The 17505-nt window shown below is 65.6% G+C and carries 18 protein-coding genes; 10 read left to right on the plus strand and 8 right to left on the minus strand.

Features of this window, described 5'->3' with window-relative positions:
- Positions 1–106: 106 nt before the first annotated feature.
- Positions 107–577 (plus strand): hypothetical protein, encoded by a 471-nt coding sequence (locus ACP69S_RS07195; RefSeq protein WP_425995889.1) that lies wholly within the window; start codon positions 107–109, stop codon positions 575–577.
- Here the strand turns inward: ACP69S_RS07195 and dxs are convergent, their stop codons facing one another.
- From dxs to ACP69S_RS07225, 6 genes are all read right to left on the minus strand, one after another.
- On the minus strand, positions 578–2497 hold the full coding sequence (gene dxs, locus ACP69S_RS07200) for a 1-deoxy-D-xylulose-5-phosphate synthase (RefSeq protein WP_425995890.1): 1920 nt from the start codon (positions 2495–2497) through the stop codon (positions 578–580).
- Positions 2498–2514: 17 nt separating this feature from the next.
- Positions 2515–3399 (minus strand): polyprenyl synthetase family protein, encoded by an 885-nt coding sequence (locus ACP69S_RS07205; protein ID WP_425995891.1) that lies wholly within the window; start codon positions 3397–3399, stop codon positions 2515–2517.
- Positions 3396–3740, minus strand: coding sequence for a tRNA-binding protein (locus ACP69S_RS07210; protein ID WP_425995892.1), 345 nt, complete (start codon positions 3738–3740; stop codon positions 3396–3398). The genes ACP69S_RS07205 and ACP69S_RS07210 overlap by 4 nt, the downstream gene beginning before the upstream one ends.
- Positions 3740–3997 (minus strand): exodeoxyribonuclease VII small subunit, encoded by a 258-nt coding sequence (locus ACP69S_RS07215; protein WP_419254842.1) that lies wholly within the window; start codon positions 3995–3997, stop codon positions 3740–3742. Before ACP69S_RS07215 ends, ACP69S_RS07210 begins: the two co-directional genes overlap by 1 nt.
- 102 nt (positions 3998–4099) lie before the next feature.
- On the minus strand, positions 4100–4762 hold the full coding sequence (locus ACP69S_RS07220) for a histidine phosphatase family protein (protein ID WP_425995893.1): 663 nt from the start codon (positions 4760–4762) through the stop codon (positions 4100–4102).
- A complete protein-coding gene (locus ACP69S_RS07225) occupies positions 4759–5679 on the minus strand; it encodes a histone deacetylase family protein (RefSeq protein WP_425995894.1) in 921 nt (306 codons plus the stop codon). Before ACP69S_RS07225 ends, ACP69S_RS07220 begins: the two co-directional genes overlap by 4 nt.
- Before the next feature lie 63 nt (positions 5680–5742).
- On the opposite strand from ACP69S_RS07225, the gene ACP69S_RS07230 reads away from it, so the two are divergent.
- The 5 genes from ACP69S_RS07230 to ACP69S_RS07250 all read left to right on the plus strand — a co-directional run bounded on the left by ACP69S_RS07230 (position 5743) and on the right by ACP69S_RS07250 (position 11527).
- Positions 5743–6255: a GNAT family N-acetyltransferase gene (locus ACP69S_RS07230; protein WP_425995895.1), complete on the plus strand. Its 513-nt coding sequence runs from the start codon at positions 5743–5745 to the stop codon at positions 6253–6255.
- Between the two features lie 68 nt (positions 6256–6323).
- Positions 6324–7502, plus strand: a complete 1179-nt coding sequence (locus tag ACP69S_RS07235) for a vWA domain-containing protein (RefSeq protein WP_425995896.1) — start codon at positions 6324–6326, stop codon at positions 7500–7502.
- 461 nt (positions 7503–7963) lie between these two features.
- On the plus strand, positions 7964–9718 hold the full coding sequence (locus ACP69S_RS07240; protein WP_425995897.1) for a methyl-accepting chemotaxis protein: 1755 nt from the start codon (positions 7964–7966) through the stop codon (positions 9716–9718).
- Between the two features lie 363 nt (positions 9719–10081).
- Entirely contained in the window at positions 10082–10765 is a 684-nt protein-coding gene (locus tag ACP69S_RS07245; RefSeq protein WP_425995898.1) for a TetR/AcrR family transcriptional regulator, read from the plus strand.
- Positions 10766–10876: 111 nt separating this feature from the next.
- Positions 10877–11527: a DUF899 family protein gene (locus ACP69S_RS07250; RefSeq protein ID WP_425995899.1), complete on the plus strand. Its 651-nt coding sequence runs from the start codon at positions 10877–10879 to the stop codon at positions 11525–11527.
- On the opposite strand, the gene ACP69S_RS07255 is transcribed toward ACP69S_RS07250, so the two are convergent.
- Positions 11524–13041, minus strand: a complete 1518-nt coding sequence (locus ACP69S_RS07255) for a UdgX family uracil-DNA binding protein (protein WP_425995900.1) — start codon at positions 13039–13041, stop codon at positions 11524–11526. The two genes, ACP69S_RS07250 and ACP69S_RS07255, sit on opposite strands and share 4 nt — an antisense overlap.
- Positions 13041–14276, minus strand: a complete 1236-nt coding sequence (locus ACP69S_RS07260; protein ID WP_425995901.1) for a putative DNA modification/repair radical SAM protein — start codon at positions 14274–14276, stop codon at positions 13041–13043. The genes ACP69S_RS07255 and ACP69S_RS07260 overlap by 1 nt, the downstream gene beginning before the upstream one ends.
- A gap of 93 nt (positions 14277–14369) precedes the next feature.
- On the opposite strand from ACP69S_RS07260, the gene ACP69S_RS07265 reads away from it, so the two are divergent.
- The 4 genes from ACP69S_RS07265 (at position 14370) to ACP69S_RS07280 (ending at position 17502) form a co-directional block, all read left to right on the plus strand.
- The gene (locus tag ACP69S_RS07265) at positions 14370–15242 is read left to right on the plus strand and encodes a transglutaminase family protein (RefSeq protein ID WP_425995902.1); all 873 of its coding nucleotides are present in this window, start codon (positions 14370–14372) and stop codon (positions 15240–15242) included.
- A gap of 31 nt (positions 15243–15273) precedes the next feature.
- Positions 15274–15420: a hypothetical protein gene (locus tag ACP69S_RS07270; protein WP_425995903.1), complete on the plus strand. Its 147-nt coding sequence runs from the start codon at positions 15274–15276 to the stop codon at positions 15418–15420.
- Between the two features lie 87 nt (positions 15421–15507).
- Positions 15508–16599, plus strand: a complete 1092-nt coding sequence (locus tag ACP69S_RS07275) for a hypothetical protein (protein ID WP_425995904.1) — start codon at positions 15508–15510, stop codon at positions 16597–16599.
- 102 nt (positions 16600–16701) lie between these two features.
- The gene (locus ACP69S_RS07280) at positions 16702–17502 is read left to right on the plus strand and encodes a hypothetical protein (RefSeq protein ID WP_425995905.1); all 801 of its coding nucleotides are present in this window, start codon (positions 16702–16704) and stop codon (positions 17500–17502) included.
- The last annotated feature ends 3 nt before the right edge of the window (positions 17503–17505 follow it).

The raw sequence follows: 17505 nt of genomic DNA on the forward strand, positions 1-17505 counted from the left end.
TCAAGACCTTCAGGCGCGGCCCTCGCAGGGTCCGCGCCTGAAGCATTTTTGGAGCGCGCGAAACCACAGCGCCCCCGCCGCGTTCTCCCCGGTAGGAGAAGCGCTAATGGCACGCCCGACCGCCGCACTTGCCGTTCTGGGGCTGGCCGCCAGCCTCGCCGGCTGCGCCCACGAGAGGGTTGCGGACAGTGGCTATCGCTGGGCGTTCCTAAGCGATAGCAGCGAAGCGCCCCGCCTAGCCTATGGCCGGCCTCACAGCGACGACGTCGTTCTCATGCTCAGCTGCTCGCCGGGCGCCGATAGCGTACGGATTTCGGCCGTCGGTCTGAATGACCGCGAAATCGTTCTGGCGTCGAACCGCATCGAGAGCCGCTTTCCCGCCCAGAAGGCCGAAAGCGCCCTGGCCGAGACTGGCCTGCTGGAAGCGCGCGGCAGGATGAGCGCGCCCGCCCTCGTCGGCTTCCAACATACCGGTGATCTGGCGGTGCTGACGAAGGGCCAACGCCATAATCTCCGCGCCAAGCGTGAAGACGAAGGCCAGGTGAAGGCCTTCTTCAGGTCGTGCGCGGCGGCCTGATCAGGCCCGGCGGCCCGCTGCCGAGATATTGTCGATGCCGAGCGCCGACAGCGCTCCGCGCATGATGCCCTCGGCGTCGAGACCGGCCTGGGCGTACATGACCTCGGGCTTGTCCTGGTCCTGGAAGATGTCGGGCAGGACCAGGGTGCGGATCTTAAGGCCGCGATCCAGCGCGCCATGCTCGGCCAGGGCCTGCAGCACAAAGGCGCCGAAGCCCCCCATGGCGCCTTCTTCCACCGTGATGATCGCTTCGTGCTCGCGAGCCAGACGTAGCAGGAGATCCACATCCAGCGGCTTGGCGAAACGGGCGTCGCAGACGGTGGCCGAGAGGCCGCGCGCGGCCAGCAGATCGGCGGCCTTCAGGCTTTCGGTCAGACGTGTGCCGAACGAGACGATGGCGACGCTGGTTCCTTCGCGGACTATGCGGCCCTTGCCGATCTCCAGCGGGTCGGCGCAGCCCACCGGCATTTCAAGGCCAAGGCCCTCGCCACGCGGATAGCGGAAAGCGCTGGGGCGGTCGTCGATCTCGACGGCGGTAGCGACCATCCGGGCCAGTTCCACCTCATCGGCGGCGGCCATCAGGATCATGCCGGGCAGAGCGCCCATGAAGCCGATGTCGAAGGTGCCGGCATGGGTCGGGCCATCGGCGCCGACCAAACCAGCCCGGTCCATGGCGAAGCGCACAGGCAGGCGCTGGATGGCCACGTCGTGGACCACTTGATCGTATCCGCGCTGCAGGAAGGTCGAATAGATCGCCGCGAAGGGCTTCATGCCATCGGCAGCCAAGCCGGCGGCAAAGGTCACCGCGTGTTGCTCGGCGATGCCCACATCGAAGGTGCGCTCGGGAAAGGCTTTCTGGAACAGGTCAAGGCCCGTGCCAGACGGCATGGCGGCGGTGATGGCGACGATCTTCGTATCCCGCTCGGCCTGCTTGACGAGTTCCTGAGCGAAAACCTTGGTGTAGCTAGGCGGACCGGCGGCGGCCTTTTGCTGTTGGCCGGTAATGACGTCGAACTTGACCACGGCGTGCAGCTTGTCGGCAGCGCCCTCGGCAGGGGCATAGCCCTTGCCCTTCTGAGTGACGACGTGGACCAGCACCGGCTTGTCCTCGAACTGGCGGGCGTTCTTCAGCACGCTGACCAGGGCGTCCATGTCGTGGCCATCGATGGGGCCGACATAGTGGAAGCCCAGCTCCTCGAAAAAGGTGCCGCCGGTGACCATGCCGCGCGCGTATTCCTCGGCCTTGCGGGCCGCTTCACGCATCGGGGTCGGCAGTTTCTCGACGACGGTCTTGCCGAGCTTGCGAACTTTTCTGTAGGCGCCGCCCGAAACCAGATTGGCCAGATAGGCGCTCATCCCGCCGACCGGCGGGGCGATCGACATGTCGTTGTCGTTGAGGATGACGGTCAGTTGCTTGGTGGTGTCGGTCGCCGCGTTCATCGCCTCATAGGCCATGCCGGCGCTCATCGAGCCGTCGCCGATCACGGCCACGACCTTGTTGGTCTCGCCCTTCTGGTCTCGCGCGGCGCAGAAGCCCAGCGCCGCCGAGATCGAGGTGGCCGCGTGGGCCGCGCCGAACGGGTCGTATTCGCTCTCGGCCCGCTTGGTGAAGCCCGACAGCCCGCCGCCCTGGCGCAGCGTCTTGATACGATCGCGGCGGCCAGTGAGGATCTTGTGCGGATAGGCTTGGTGGCCGACGTCCCAAATTAGGATGTCCTTGGGCGTCTCGAACACATGGTGTAGGGCGACGGTCAGCTCGACCACGCCAAGGCCGGCGCCCAGATGCCCGCCGGTCACCGACACGGCGTCGATGGTCTCGGCGCGCACCTCGCTGGCCAACTGCTTCAGTTCGGCCACGGAGAATCCGCGCGTATCGGCGGGCGAGGCGATCTTATCGAGGAGAGGAGTCACGGGGGTCATGTCCGAAGAAAGCGCGGTCAGCTGCGCCGGTCCAGCACGAAATCAACGCTGTGACGCAGATGATTGGCGCGTTCGCCGAAAATATCGAGGTGAGACTTGGTTTGGGCCGCCAGAAGATTCACTCGTTCCTTGGCCGCATCCAGACCCAGCAGGGTGACATAGTTGGTCTTGCCCATGGCGGCGTCCTTGCCGCCGGCGGCCTTGCCCAGCAGGGCTTCGTCGCCCTCGGCGTCCAGAATGTCGTCGACGATCTGGTAGGCCAAACCGAGGTCCTGGGCGAAGCCCATCAGGGCGGCGCGCTCGCAATCTTTTGCCCGGGCGATGATCAGCGGAATTTCGAAGGCGAAGGCGATCAGCGCGCCGGTTTTCAGGCGCTGCATGCGGGCCACGGCTCCCAGATCGTCGCGGACGCCCAGAATGTCGATCATCTGGCCGCCGGCCATGCCCCTGGCGCCGGACGCGATGGCCAGCTTGCGAACCAGCTCCGAGCGGACATGACCGTCGTCGTGGGTGTCGGGGTGGGCCATGATCTCGAAGGCGGCGGTCTGCAGGGCGTCGCCGGCCAGAATCGCGGTGGCCTCGTCATATTGGATGTGCAAGGTCGGTCGACCGCGACGCACATCGTCATTGTCCATCGCCGGCAGGTCGTCATGCACAAGGCTGTAGGCGTGGATACATTCCAGCGCGCAGGCGGCGCGCAGCACCGGGCGCTCGGGCAGGTCGAACATCTTGCCGGTCTCGAGGGCGAAGAACGGCCGCAGTCGCTTGCCAGGCCCCAGGGCCGCATAGCGCATGGCCTCGGTCAGCCGGCTTTCGGGACCTTCGGCCCGGGGCAGGAGCTCGTCGAGCGCCACGGTGACGATATCCGCCGCCTGGACGATGCGCCGTTCCAGATCCATCAAAACAGCTTCCCCCCGTCTGGCGCGGCGCGGTCCACGCTGACCAGCACAACCTCGCCGTCGGCGTCCGGAAAGCCCAGACACAGAACCTCCGACATTACCGGACCGACCTGCCGAGGCGGAAAATTGACCACCGCGGCGACCCGGCGCCCGACCAGTTGATCCAGGGCGTAGTGCTTGGTCACCTGGGCCGAGGAGCGCTTGATCCCGATCAGCGGGCCAAAATCGATGGTCAGCTTGTAGGCGGGCTTGCGCGCTTCCGGAAACGCTTCGGCGCTGGTCACCGTGCCGATGCGGATATCGACCTTGTCGAAGTCGTCATAGGTGACCGGAACCGAACCCATCAGGCGAAGTCCGCCGGTTCCGCGCTCACGGCGCCGCCTTGGCCCAACACGATCTTCTCGACCTTCAGGCGGGCGGCTTCCAGCTTCTTTTCGCAGTGGGCTTTCAGGGCCGCGCCACGTTCATAGATGTCGATGGACCGTTCCAGCGGCGCCTGACCGGACTCCAGCTCGGACACGATCTTCTCCAGCTCGGCCAAGGCCTGCTCGAAGCTCAGTCCGGCGAGATCTCCATCCATGGCTTTCGAGGCGTCGGTCATTTCAACTCCGAGGGGAACGGCCGCACCCTAGTGGGGCGGGAAGGTAGGGGCAACGACCTAGAATGGGCCGTGGTTAAGGGCAGCCGGACGGGTTGTCGTGCCTCAGGCCAGGGTGAAGCGCTTGATGCTCCAATAGGCGTGGCCTTCGTCGACCAGCTGGAGGGCGCCCTTCTTCCTCAGCGATCGGGCGACCATCCAGTTGAAGAAGCCATGAGCGAGGACCAGCACGTCCTGGCCGCCAGCGGCCAGATCAATCAACAGGTCGGCGGCCCGGTCGGAACGGAGCTCGGCCTGGGCCCGGGTCTCCAGCCCACCGTGATTGTTGAAGAACCACCACCAGAAACGGGCGAAGAACCCCAGATGGCTGGGCTTCATCCTGATCCAGGACGGCCAAGGCGGGGGCGGCAACGGCGCTTCCACAAAGAGCGGATCGGTGGCGAACGCCCTGCCGCCACAAACGGCTTGGGCGGTCTCGATGGACCGGCGGCGGGTCGAGGCAATCACGACGGACGCCTGACGGCAGGTCTCGACGAGAGATTCGGGCGGCGTCTGGCCTGCCTTTAGCCCGCCCACCTCATAACGCGCCCACCATTCGCCATAGGCGTGGGCGTTGAAGATAATCTTGCGCGACAAGGCCGGTTCGCCGTGACGCGCCAAGGTGATGACGCCCGGACGCGCAGGCCTGGCCTCGGCGAGGATGTGGTCGGCGTTGGTTGCGTCGGCCATGTTCGCGAGGGAGCGGCGGTCGCCCGCCAATCCCTTCATCCCTCCTGCAGAGCGCTGACATGCGCGGCGGCTGAGCGCCCCAGCGCGTGTAGGTCGTAGCCGCCCTCGAGCGAGGAAACAATACGGCCCCGCGACCGGGCGTTGGCGACCGAGACGATGGCCCGCGTCGCCCAGGCGAAATCCTCAGCCTCCAGGTTCTGCTCCGACAGCGGATCGCGAACATGGGCGTCGAAACCGGCCGAGACCAGGATCAGGTCGGGCGCGAAACCATCGACCAGGTCCATCAGCCCCTCGAACTTCGCCCGCCAGGTCTGGCTCGAGGCGCCCGGCGCGACGATGGCGTTGGCGATATTGCCCAGCCCGGTCTCGGACGGATCTCCGGTGCCCGGATAGAGCGGCGATTGGTGGATCGAGGCGAAGAAGACGGTCGGGTCGTTTTCGAAGGTCGCCTGGGTGCCATTGCCGTGGTGGACGTCGAAATCGACGATGGCCACGCGCTTCAGGCCCGAAGCCTGGGCGACCCGCGCCGCGACGGCGACATTGGAGAAGACGCAAAAGCCCATGGCCGTGCCCGGCTCAGCGTGATGGCCCGGCGGCCGCACGGCGCAGAAGGCTCGGGCGCCCTCCCCGGCCGCGATCTGGCGCACCGCCAAAACCGCCGCGCCGGCCGCCCGTCGGGCTGCGACCAGGCTGCCGGGGGTCAGGATGGTGTCCGGGTCCAGCGCATAGCGACCGACGTGCGGGGCCGAAGCCAGGATGCTGTCGATGAAGGCCTGCGGGTGCACCAAGGCCAGGTCGGCGATATCGACCAGCGGAGCTTCGATAGTCTCCAGATCAAGGGTCGCATCGTCGCTCAAGGCGTCGATCACCGCTTGCAATCGCCCGGGGTGCTCGGCGTGACCCTCGCCCGGCCGGTGGTCGAGCATGTCGGAATGGGTGAACAGGCTGATGCTCATGCTGACAGGGTATCGCGGACAGCCATTGGACGAAACCGGCTGATCGCGGTTATCAGGTGCGACATGAGCCTTTCCCTGCGCCGCGCCACCGTCGAAGACGCCGATACGGTCTCCAGTCTGGGAGCCCGCACCTTCACCGAGACCTTTGACTATCTCTATCCGCCGGAGGATCTGGAGACCTTCATCGCCTCGGCCTATGGGCTGGAGAAGACCCGCGAAAGCCTGATCCATCCAGGCAAGGCCACATGGCTGCTGGAGGACGACGGCGAGGCCATCGGCTATGCCCTGTCCGGCCCGTGCGACCTGCCGCATGACGACGTGAAGCCCGGCGATGGCGAGCTAAAGCGCGTCTATGTGTTGAAAGAGCGCCAAGGCGGCGGCAGGGGCTCGATGCTACTGAAAGCGGCGCTGGAGTGGCTGGAGAAGGACGGCCCTCGTCCGCTCTGGATCGGGGTGTGGTCGGAGAACTTCGGCGCTCAGCGGCTCTATGAGCGGATGGGGTTCACCAAGGTCGGCGAGTACTTCTTCCCTGTCGGTGAGATCAACGATCTGGAGTTCATTCTGCGGCGCGGATAACGCCGCTGCGGTTGCGTCCCCTTTCAGAACCCTCCACACTCCGAACATCTGTTCGAAAGCCCGCGCCGATGTTCCTTCGCTTCTTCTCCGAGCTCCGCCAGGCCAAGGTGCCCGTGTCCCTGCGCGAGTACCTGATGCTGATGGAGGCCCTGGACAAGGACGTCATCGACCGCTCGGTCGAGGACTTCTATTTCCTGTCCCGCGCCAGTCTGGTGAAGGACGAAAAGAACCTCGACAAGTTCGACCGCGTGTTCGGCCACGTCTTCAAAGGCCTGGAGACGGTCAACGACGGTCTGACCGCCGACATCCCGGAAGAGTGGCTGAAAGCCCTGACCGAGAAGTTCCTGACCGACGAGGAAAAGGCCGCCATCGAGGCCATGGGCGGCTTCGAGAAGCTGATGGAGACCCTGCAGGAGCGCCTGAAGGAACAGCAGAAGCGCCACGAGGGCGGCAACAAGTGGATCGGCTCGGGCGGCACCAGTCCGTTCGGCAATAACGGCTACAATCCCGAAGGCGTCCGCATCGGCCAGGACAAGAGCCGCCACGGCCGGGCCGTGAAGGTCTGGGACAAGCGCGAATACAAGAACCTCGACGACAGCGTCGAACTGGGCACCCGCAACATCAAGGTCGCCCTGCGTCGCCTGCGCAAGTTCGCCCGTGAAGGCGCCGCCGAGGAATTGGACCTGAACGGCACCATCCGCGGCACGGCCGAAAAGGGCTATCTGGACATCCAGCTGCGCCCCGAGCGGCGCAACAAGATCAAGGTGCTCTTGTTCTTCGATATCGGCGGCTCGATGGACGGCCATATCAAGCTTTGCGAAGAGCTGTTCTCGGCAGCCAAGACCGAGTTCAAGAACCTTGAGTTCTATTACTTCCACAACTGCCTCTACGAGTCGGTCTGGAAGGACAATCGTCGTCGGCAGGTGGAAAAGATCCCGACCTGGGACGTGCTCCACAAGTTCCCCAGCGACTACAAGGTAATCTTCGTGGGCGACGCCACGATGAGCCCCTACGAAATCACCTATCCGGGCGGCAGCGTCGAACACTGGAACGAAGAGCCGGGCGCGGTCTGGGTGGAGCGCGTGGCAGACATCTATCAGAGCTGCATCTGGCTCAACCCCACCCCAGAGCGGCACTGGGACTACACCCAGTCGATCGGCGTGATGAAGACCCTGATGAACGACCGCATGTTCCCTTTGACCATCGAGGGGCTGGACAAGGCGATGCGCGAGCTGGTTCGGGGCTAGGCGGCGCCTGTGTCCTCAGAGGGTCGGCTACGCCTCGCGCCTCATGCTGAGACAGTCATTGACGCGTCGCCGCCCCACGTTCTGGGCTTCTGAAATTTCAGGCAAGGCAATTGCCCGATTCTGCGTCGGAATGCCGCGTCGGCAATCGCCGTAATAGCGGGTAGCCGACACTTCCAGTCGCCAGCGGTTAACCTTCCTCGCCGATACAATCTACACCTCAAGAGGCGCCCAGCACGGAGGCTGAGCGACCATCTATACCTGAAACCGGCAATATACGCGGGGGAAGCGACATGAAACTGACCATTAAAGCGCGCTTATTGGCCTGTCTTGCCGCGCTGGCTCTAGAGCCCTTTCCGACCTGATGGCTTCATCAGAGTCGGGCGAAAAAAGCTATAAATCAGGAGTTTAGAGCATTTTTCGATCCGATAACCGTTTCACACTCATCGGAAAATGCTCTAGGCATGGTGGCGATCGGCCTCAGCGGTCTGATCTCGAACATCCTTACCGGCCGGGCCATCCACTCGATCATGGTTGACCGCCTTGAGCCGATGCAGCGTCTGAAGGTCGTCAGCGACATGTACGCGGTCAACATCGTCGACACCGCCCACAAGGCCCGAGCCGGTTCGATGTCGGCCGACGAGGCTCAGAAGAGCATCGCCGGCGCCCAGGCCGCCATCCGCGAAAACTGGGACGCCTACCGAGTCACCAAGATGACCGCCGATGAGGCGGCCTTGGTCGAACAGGCGACCGAGGCGATGCCAGCCGCCGAGAAGGCCGTGACCGAGTTGGGCGCAATCATCAAGGGGGGCGACACCGCCGCGCTCGCGACGTTCAACGATGCCAACCTCTATCCCGCCATCGACCCGGTGACTGCCCAGATCACCGCCCTTGTCGACCTCCAGACCAACGTCGCCCGTCAGGAAACCAAGGCCGCCGGAACCGTCTCCAGCATCGCCCTGGCCGCAATGGGGGTGATCGCCCTGATCGCCGCCGGCCTGCTGGCCTTCGCCACCAACACGGTCATTCGCAAGGTTTCCGCGCCGCTGCAGGCCATGACCGCCGCCATGCGCCGTCTGGCCGACGGCGACAACGACATCGTCATTCCCGCAATGGGCCAGTCCGATGAACTTGGCCAGATGGCCGATGCGGTGGCGGTCTTCAAGGATGCCGCCATCGCCAAGATCAAGGCCGACGCGGACGTCATCGCGGCTCGCACCCAGTCAGAGCGCGACCGCCTGGCGGCTAGCGTGGCCGCCATCGCCGAGCAGCAAGGGCTGGTGGTCCGCTCGTTCGGAACCGGCCTGGAGCGCCTCGCAGACGGCGACCTGACCTATCGCGTCAATGACGACCTGCCCGAGCAGTACGAGACCCTGCGCGCCAACTTCAACAGCGCCATGACCAAGCTGCAGGACACCATGAAGGTGATCGTCGGCAACGCCGACGGCATCCGCAGCGGTAGCCGCGAGATCACCAACGCTTCAGACGACATGGCCCGCCGCACCGAGCAGCAGGCCGCAGGTCTGGAGGAAACCGCCGCGGCGCTGGAAGAGATCACCGCCACGGTAAAGCGCACCGCCGAGGGGACTCAGGAAGCCCGTCAGGTGGTGGCGGCCGCCAAGGTCGACGCCGAGACCGGCGGCGAGATCGTCGGCAAGGCTATCACTGCGATGGGCGCGATCGAGCAGTCCTCCAGCCAGATCAGCCAGATCATCGGCGTGATCGACGAGATCGCGTTCCAGACCAACCTTCTCGCCCTGAACGCCGGGGTCGAGGCGGCGCGCGCTGGCGAAGCTGGTCGCGGCTTCGCGGTCGTCGCTCAGGAGGTGCGGGCGCTCGCCCAGCGCTCGGCTGAAGCGGCCAAGGAGATCAAGACCCTGATCACCGCCTCGACAGAGCAGGTCAGCGCCGGGGTCGATCTGGTCGGCCAGACCGGGAAGGCCCTGCACAACATCCTGGAGCAGGTCTCGCGGATCAACGGCGTGGTCAGCGAAATCGCCGCCTCGGCGCGCGAACAGGCCACTGGTCTGGACGAGGTCAATGTCGCCGTCACCCGGATGGATCAGGTAACCCAGCAAAACGCCGCCATGGTCGAGGAAAGCACCGCCGCCAGCCACGCGCTGTCGAAGGAAGCCGACACCCTGGCCCAACTGATGGCCCAGTTCCAAACTGGCGCCCGGTTGTCGTCCGCCGCCCCGGCCCGCGCGCGCGGGCAGTAGGGGCCCCTGCCGGCCGCCCCGCCTATTCCGGCCACCCCGGCTCGGCCGCAATCAAGGTCGAGAGTTGGGAAGAGTTCGAGCCTCTGACAGGAGAGACCCGTCCCCAATCCCCTCCGGGGCGGGTTCTTCTCCTCCTGAAGGCGTCGCGCGCATCTGCCGAAGCGCATCGCCACGCCGATCATCGCCGGCCGTCCATCGCGTGTGAGTGGACCTCGAAAGCTTCGGCATGGCCGAAAAGTCAGGTCCGCATCGCAGCCTACATGGGCAGGCTCCGGGTATTTCGTCTGGCCCCGGCTCATCTTGACGCTTGCGCCAAATTCGAACGCCCGTAAGACTTCCCCACGGGTAAAGGGGAATACCGTAGTGAGTTCGACCACCGACGCCGCCGTCTCTCCCATTCTTCACGAGGGGAGCGCCGAGGCCGCCGAAACCGAAGCCGCGACCAAGAACCTGGTGTTCGTCGCCGCCGAGCGTCTGTTCGCGCTGCATGGCTTCCAGAACGTGTCGGTACGCGACATCACGGCGGCGGCCGGCGTCAATCTGGCCTCGGTGAACTATCACTTCGGCTCCAAGGACGCCCTGCTGTTCGAGATCTTCCGTCGTCGCACGGCCGAGCTGAACCGCGAACGCGCCCGCATGCTGCACGAGGCCAACGACCGCAACGCCGGCAAGCCGCCCGTGCGCGAGGTGCTGGCCGCCCTGCTGACCCCGCCCCTGCGTTGGCTGGCCCCCGATCACGAGCGCCGCATCTCGCTGCAGTTCCTGATCCGCGCCCGCAGCGAGGGCACCGACGAAATCCGCCAGATCCTGAAAAGCGACGTCTCGCACCTGCGCCGCTTCTCCGACGCCCTGCTGGTGGCCCGCCCCGACCTGCCGCCGGAGGAGGTCTATTGGCGCCTGCACTTCACGCTGGGCATGCTGCACAACAACCGCTTCGCCGAGTTCGACCGCCTGAACGTTCTGTCGGACGGAACCACCAGCGAAGCCGACGTCGTGGCTCTCCTGGCCCGCATGCTGGCCTTCGCCGAGGCGGGATTCGCGGCGTAGCTTGCACTTGAAGCCATCCCGTCGGTTACTCCCCGCAAGGCGGAGGACGGACGTACGGACGAGCAGACCAAGACCCTGACGTCGGCGATTGAGCTGGCGCGCCTGAACCCGGTGCGCATCCCCAATGAGAGCCCGGAGTATCGCGCCGCTCGCATCGCGCTGTTGGCCGAGGAGATCGAGCTTCGCCGCCACATCGAGCGCGTCGCCGCTCAGCGCCGCGCCCTGCCGCCGGGCGGGCCGGTGATCGGTGACTACCGCTTTCAGGGCGAGGACGGCCGCGAGACTGACCTCGCGGGCCTCTTCGCCGACAAGCAGACCCTGGTGGTCTACAGCTACATGTTCGGACCCCAGCGCGAACGCCCGTGCCCGATGTGCACCAACCTGCTGGGCTCCCGGGGAGGGCAACGCCGCCTCGGTCAACGCACGTCGCTGGTGGTCATCGCCCGTTCGCCGATCGAAAAGCTGATCGCGTGGAAGGAAACGCGCGGCTGGAAGAACCTGCGCCTCTACACCGACCTCAACGACGCCTATTCGCGGGACTATTTCGGCGTTACGCCCGATGGCGACGAGGTCCCGGGCCTCAACGTCATTAGCCGCCGTGACGGGCCGATCCGGCACTTCTGGGCTGGCGAGATGGCCGACGAGACCTCGGATCCGGGTCAGGGTCCACGCGGCGCGCCTGATCCCGCGCCGCTGTGGATGGTGCTGGACTGCACGCCCGAAGGGCGCGGCGCCGACTGGTATCCGAGCCTGGACTACTAGGCCGCCAGACCCTTGGCCAGCTTCAGGTCGGCGACCAGATCGGCATAGGCTCGCGCCTTGGCGTCGGGGTCGGGAACCCGCAGCAGGTAGGACGGGTGCCAGCTGACCACCAGCTGGGCGCCGCCGTCCAGGGCGATGGCCGCGCCGCGCGCCTTGGCAATCGGCATGGATTTGCCCGTCACCCCCATCACCGCCGTCGCGCCAAGCGCCAGGATCACTCTGGGTTTAACGATCCGGCGCTCGGCGTCCAGCCACCATCGGCAGGCCTGGACCTCGCCCCGGTCCGGCGTCTTGTGCAGCCGGAACTTGCCGCGCGGCTCGTGCTTGAAGTGCTTGACCGCATTGGTGACGAAGGCCTTGCGGCGGTCGAAATCCGCCTCGGCCATAGCCTTCTCGAGCAGGCGTCCAGCCGGCCCCACGAACGGACGACCGGTCAAGTCCTCCTCGTCACCGGGCTGCTCGCCGACGATCATGATCCTGGCCCGCGCCGGCCCCTCCCCCGCCACAGCCTGAGTGGCGTCGCGCCACAGGTCGCAGCGACGGCAGACCTGCTCGGCGGCGGTGGCTTCTTCCACGGTTAGCGGATCGGCCTCGCCATATGAGCCGTCGCGGGCGTGGCGCAAGGCGGCCTTCAGCACGCGCTCCGAAGGCGGGTTGGGGCGGGCGGCGACCATGTCGGCGGTCCTCTGCCGGGCGGTTTCGATCAGTTCTGGAATGAGCCGCGCCTCGGGCAGGTTGCGCCAATATCGCTTAGGCATCTCTTGCTGCATCATGCGCGGGTTGAGCCGCGCTGGGTTGAAGATCGAGGCGTAATAGGTGCGCCACAGCTCTTCCTGTGCATCCTCGCGCGGAGCGTCGGTAGGATCCGCGCCCTCCGAGACCTTGAGGGTCTCGCCGTCCCAGGCCACGCAGGCGTCCGGCGTCAGGATCGACCAGTTCATCGCCGTGAAGCGCCGGGCGAAGAACGGGGCGACGGCCTCGGTTACCCGATGAGCCGGCTCAAACCAGGCCATGAAGGTTTCGGGCTCGACACCCTCGACCAGCCGGAAGCGGACGAAGGCCTTCATCTTGTGGGCCGCACGACTGACGCCCTTGGCCATGTCGCGGGCCCGGGTGAGATCGGGATCGGCGGGATTGTCGATCAGGCGCGGCTCGCGCTCCAGCCGCCACAGCAGCTTGTAGAGCAGCGCGAAGCGCTCGTTGGAGCGGTGAAGGACGACCTGTCCGGCAAGGTCGATGAAGGGTTTTGGGACGGTGAAGGGCTTTTCCCCTTCATTGTCATCCCGGCCGTAGCGCGGCGCAGAGCCGGGACCGCCGGAAACGCCGACGCTTCCGGCGGTCCCGGATCGCCCCTTCGGCTCGTCCGGGATGACAGGGCTTGTTGGCTCGGCGAACAGATCGTACTCCACCGTCCAGACCACCGCCTCGGGCGGCACGCCTTCGGCGCGCAACGCTCTTGCGGCCAGTCTCCAGCCGTCGAAGTCGATCTCGGAGGCCAGGCGAACTACGCGCATCAGAACAGGCTGAGTTGCTCCGCCGCGACGAGATTGGCCTTCAACCCGCCGCCATCGGTCAGGCCGCCCGGCGTCCAGTCGGCGGTGACGATAAAGGGCTGGGCGCGCTTGGTCGAACCGCAGACCCGCTTGACGTCGGCCAGGGTCAGCCGCGTCAGGCGGCGGGCCGCCAGGATGCGGTCGACGCCCCGCGTACCAAGACCCGGCGTGCGCAGCAGCGTGTCGCGGTCGGCGCTGTTCACATCGACCGGAAAGTCGCCGCGATGGCGCAGGGCCCAGGCGGTCTTGGGATCAACGGTCAGGTCGAGGTCCTCGCCCGGCTCGACGATCTCGCCCTGGGTGAAGCCGTAAAACCGCATCAGCCAATCGGCCTGGTACAGCCGATGTTCGCGCATCAGCGGCGGCCGCATCGACGGCAGGCGTGAGGCAGCATCCGGGATCGGGCTGAACGCCGAGTAATAGACCCGTCGAAGCTTGTAGGCGCCATAGAGGTTGGCGCTGCGGGCCAGGATGTCGCCGTCGCGGGCGGCGTCGGCGCCGACGATTAGCTGGGTGGACTGGCTGGTTGCGAACTTGCGCCTGCCGGCCTTCTTCGCTGGGTCGGCGTGATCCTCGATCGACAGCCGCATACGTCCCATGGCCCGTTTGATGCCGGCCGGGTCTTTTTCCGGCGCCAGGATGGTCAGGCTCTCGTCCTGGGGCAGTTCGATATTGATCGACACCCGGTCGGCATACAGCCCCGCCTGCGCCGCCAGTTCGGGCGAGGCCTCCGGGATAAGCTTCAGGTGGATATAGCCCCGGAAGTCGTGGTCCAGACGCAGGCTTTTGGCGACCCGCACCATCTCTTCCATCGTGTAGTCGCCGGTCTGGATGACGCCCGACGACAGGAACAGGCCCTCGATATAGTTGCGCTTATAGAAGTTGAGGGTGAGATCGACGACCTCCTTGACCGTAAACCGCGCGCGCGGCGTGTTCGAGCTGACGCGGTTGATGCAATAGGCGCAGTCATAGATACAGAAGTTGGTCAGCAGGATCTTCAGCAGGCTGATGCAGCGTCCGTCCGGCGCATAGGCGTGGCAGATGCCCATGCCCTCGGTCGAGCCCACGCCCTTGCCGCGCCCCCCAGGACCAGAAAGGGAGTTTCGCTTTTCGGCGCCGGAAGACGCGCATGAGGCGTCATACTTGGCGGCGTCGGAGAGAATGGCGAGTTTACGCTTCAGATCGAGGACAGCCATGAGGCATATGATAGAGTTCTCTATTTGTTCTGTCGACTTCAATCTCACGCGCGCGACGGAACGAAGCTCCGCCGCCGGGGGTTTGTTGAGTTGATGGCTAGGCTCCGTATCCTTCACGAGACGCGCTACTATTACGACCACCCAGTCAGTTTCGGGCCGCAGCGCTTGCTGCTGCGCCCGCGCGACAGCCATGCCCTGCGTATCGTCGAAGCCTCGATGACCCTGTTTCCGTCGGGCGACACCCGCTGGAGCTATGACGCCAACGGCAATTGCGTTTGCCTTTTCCATCCCGAGGGCAAGGCCGACGCGATGCGGGTGGCCAGTGTGCTGGTCATCGACCGCTACCCCGCGCCCCTCGTGCCGCAGCGGGTCGCCAACCCACATACCCTGACGCCTATCGTCTATTCCCGCGAGGACCGCGCCACTCTGGAGCCGTTGATCGCACCGGTGACCGACGATCCAGACGCGGTGCTGTTGAGCTGGCTCCGCAGTCTTTCGGGAAAACACGACGAGCCGGCCCTGGCCTTCCTGTTGCGCATCAACGACGTGATCCATCGCCAGTTTGACTACTGCGCGCGCTACGAGGAAGGTGTGCAGAGCCCGGCCGAAACCATTCTCAAGCGCAAGGGAGCCTGTCGCGATCTGGCATGGCTGATGGTCGAGGGTTTGCGGCGCTTGGGTTACGCGGCGAGGTTCGCGACCGGCTACATCCACTCGAACGGAACGGTGCGCGGCGCGGGAGCGACCCACGCCTGGTGCGAGGTGTTTCTACCCGACCTGGGCTGGATCGAGCTGGATCCCACCAATGGCCTCGCGGAGTCGCCAGATTTGATCCGGGTGGCCACAACCCGGACCCCGTCCCAGGCCCAACCGGTTTCGGGCGCCATCCTGGGCGATCCCGGAACCGCCCGCCTTCACGTTTCCGTGGATGTGCAGTTGATCGACACGTTCTACGAGGCCGCGTGATAAATTGAGTGTTCAATAAGGGGGAAAAGCCATGACCAGTGGCTTCCAAAACCAGAATCCCACGACGAACCTCAGCATTCCGAAATCCGAGCCCAAGGCGCAGCATGGCCGCAAGCCCGATCAGGATGTGCTGAAAATCAAGGAAAGACGCAGCTTCGAGCCCAAGCCGGGCCACTGACGACAAGCGACGTTTTTCGAAACTTTTACAAGTCGCGCGACGGCGCGTTTACTACCCTGAGACGAATTCGCTTGGGGGAGCGCGCACGTGAACGAGACCAGAGATCCATCGATCGTTTTCGCGATCGGTCTGGCGCGTGTGCTGCTGTCGATCCTGGTCGTCTATGCGTTTCTGGCCACACTGATAACGGCCTCGGCTCAGCAGTCGATCTCCGCCGGTCTCAAGGATGTCAACAACGAGGACGGCAAGCTCGTCACCTATAGCCAGGCCTATCTGGCCTACAAGAAATCCGACCTGCTGAAAAAGACCCGCGATCAGGCCTGGCGCGAGCATGACGCCGAACGCAGGGCGATGGAGAAGGCCAGGTCGCTCCGAGCCGGTCTGGAGCCAGCGATCTCGGCCGAGTCCGACGCCTTCTTCAGCTTCCGCGACCGCCTCCGGTCGCAGGCCCTGTGCGAGTTCAGCCCCACCGCCAGCAAACTGCAGGACTGGGAGACGGTCCAAAGCTGCGAGTTGAAGCCCCGCGACCAGAAGATTTGGGACGGGCTAGTCGCGCGCCCGCCCAACTTCAAGCAGGTGATGGAGAACGCATCGCGCGCGGAGGCGGCCTATTACGAGGCCAAAAGCAGTGTCGAACGTTCCAAGGAGGCCCTCGACGAGGCCGACAAGCAGGGCCAGTGGGCGCTTCAGGTGGCCCGCAAGTTTGGCGACTTCGATCTGCTGCGCGGCTCCTGGATGGCGGCGGGCGGGCTGTTCGAGGGCTTTCCGCCGGCCACCCTGCAGATCCTGCTGGCCTTCATGTCTGGCGCCTTCGGCGCCCTGATCGCTCAGATCCTGATCGTCTATCCCGAGAACCAACTGGGCCTGACCAAGGGCGAGGGCTTCGAGGCCCGTATTGGCCTGGGCGGTATGGTCGCGGTCTGCGTCTATATCATCCTGGGAAGCGGCGCGGTGCTGCTGGGCGACTCCTCGTCGCTGGAGGGCGACGCCAACGTCATGACCTTCGCCGGGGTGGGCGTTCTGGCGGGCATGTTCTCCGACCGGGTCGCCGCCTGGCTGTCCGAACGCGCCAACTTCTTCTTCGAGGCGCGCGGCAAATCGGGCGCCGATGACGAAGAGGCCGCGGAGCCCAATCCGCACCTGCCTTCAAAGCCGCTCGAAAAGCGGGCGCGAACTTAAATTCACATTTTCTCTGCCTGATCGGCCTGTACAGCTGTCACAGGGTTCAGCATAAGTTAACGCGCACGCTGGGGGACGCGAGCGCTGGGGACGTTCGGATCGATGCGGGGTCGTATCATCATATGGGGCGCGCTGGTCGCGGCCGGGCTGGGGGTGGTCGCCACGACCGCCACGGCCCTGTCGAACCACGCGCCGACGCCGTATGACGGGACCCTGACCTTGGCCGGTGGCGAAGCCGCCATCGATCCGGACGCACCTATCGCCACCGCGCGCTATGGCGACGCGCCGCACAAGCCGGCAGCCCTGCTTCCCTCCGCCCTGCCCCCCTCGCCCATCGACCTGGCCGGAGCCGCCGCGCCCTTGGCTGGCGGCCCGGCGCCAGGCCCCGCCGCAGCGCCGGTTCAGGTGGCCGAAGCCCAAACCCCTCCGCCTTCGATCCAGGCCGTGGCCGCGCCCCGTTCGCGCACGCCGGTGACTATGGGCCTCGTCCGCTCGTCCGAGCGCCGCGTTCGCGTGGTCAAGGTCGAGGACATCCAGGTTCAGCCCTTTTCGTCGTTTAGCGGAAAAGCGTCCCGCGGAGTGTCGATCGACGCCTCGTCCCTGATCGGCAAGATGAGCGGTGTCGCCCAGGACCCGCGCCGTGGCCGCTGGGTGCTGTTCGCGGCCAGCTCGGGCCAGGCGCTGAGCTGGAACGTAATTCGCAGCTCTGTTGCGGGTTGGCGCGGCTCTGGTTGGTCGCAGGAGCGCCTGACGCGCTTCGGCACCCATCAGGTGGGCGTGGGCTGGCGCAAGGGCGGCAAGCAATTGTCGCTCAGCGCCACGCGTCGCAAGCTACAGGCCGAGGCCTATTCAGACCGCGACATCGTCTACGGCGTCACGCTGTCGATCAAGCCGAAGCGCTAACGC

This window comes from Caulobacter sp. DWR1-3-2b1, from assembly GCF_049895765.1.
GTDB lineage: Bacteria > Pseudomonadota > Alphaproteobacteria > Caulobacterales > Caulobacteraceae > Caulobacter.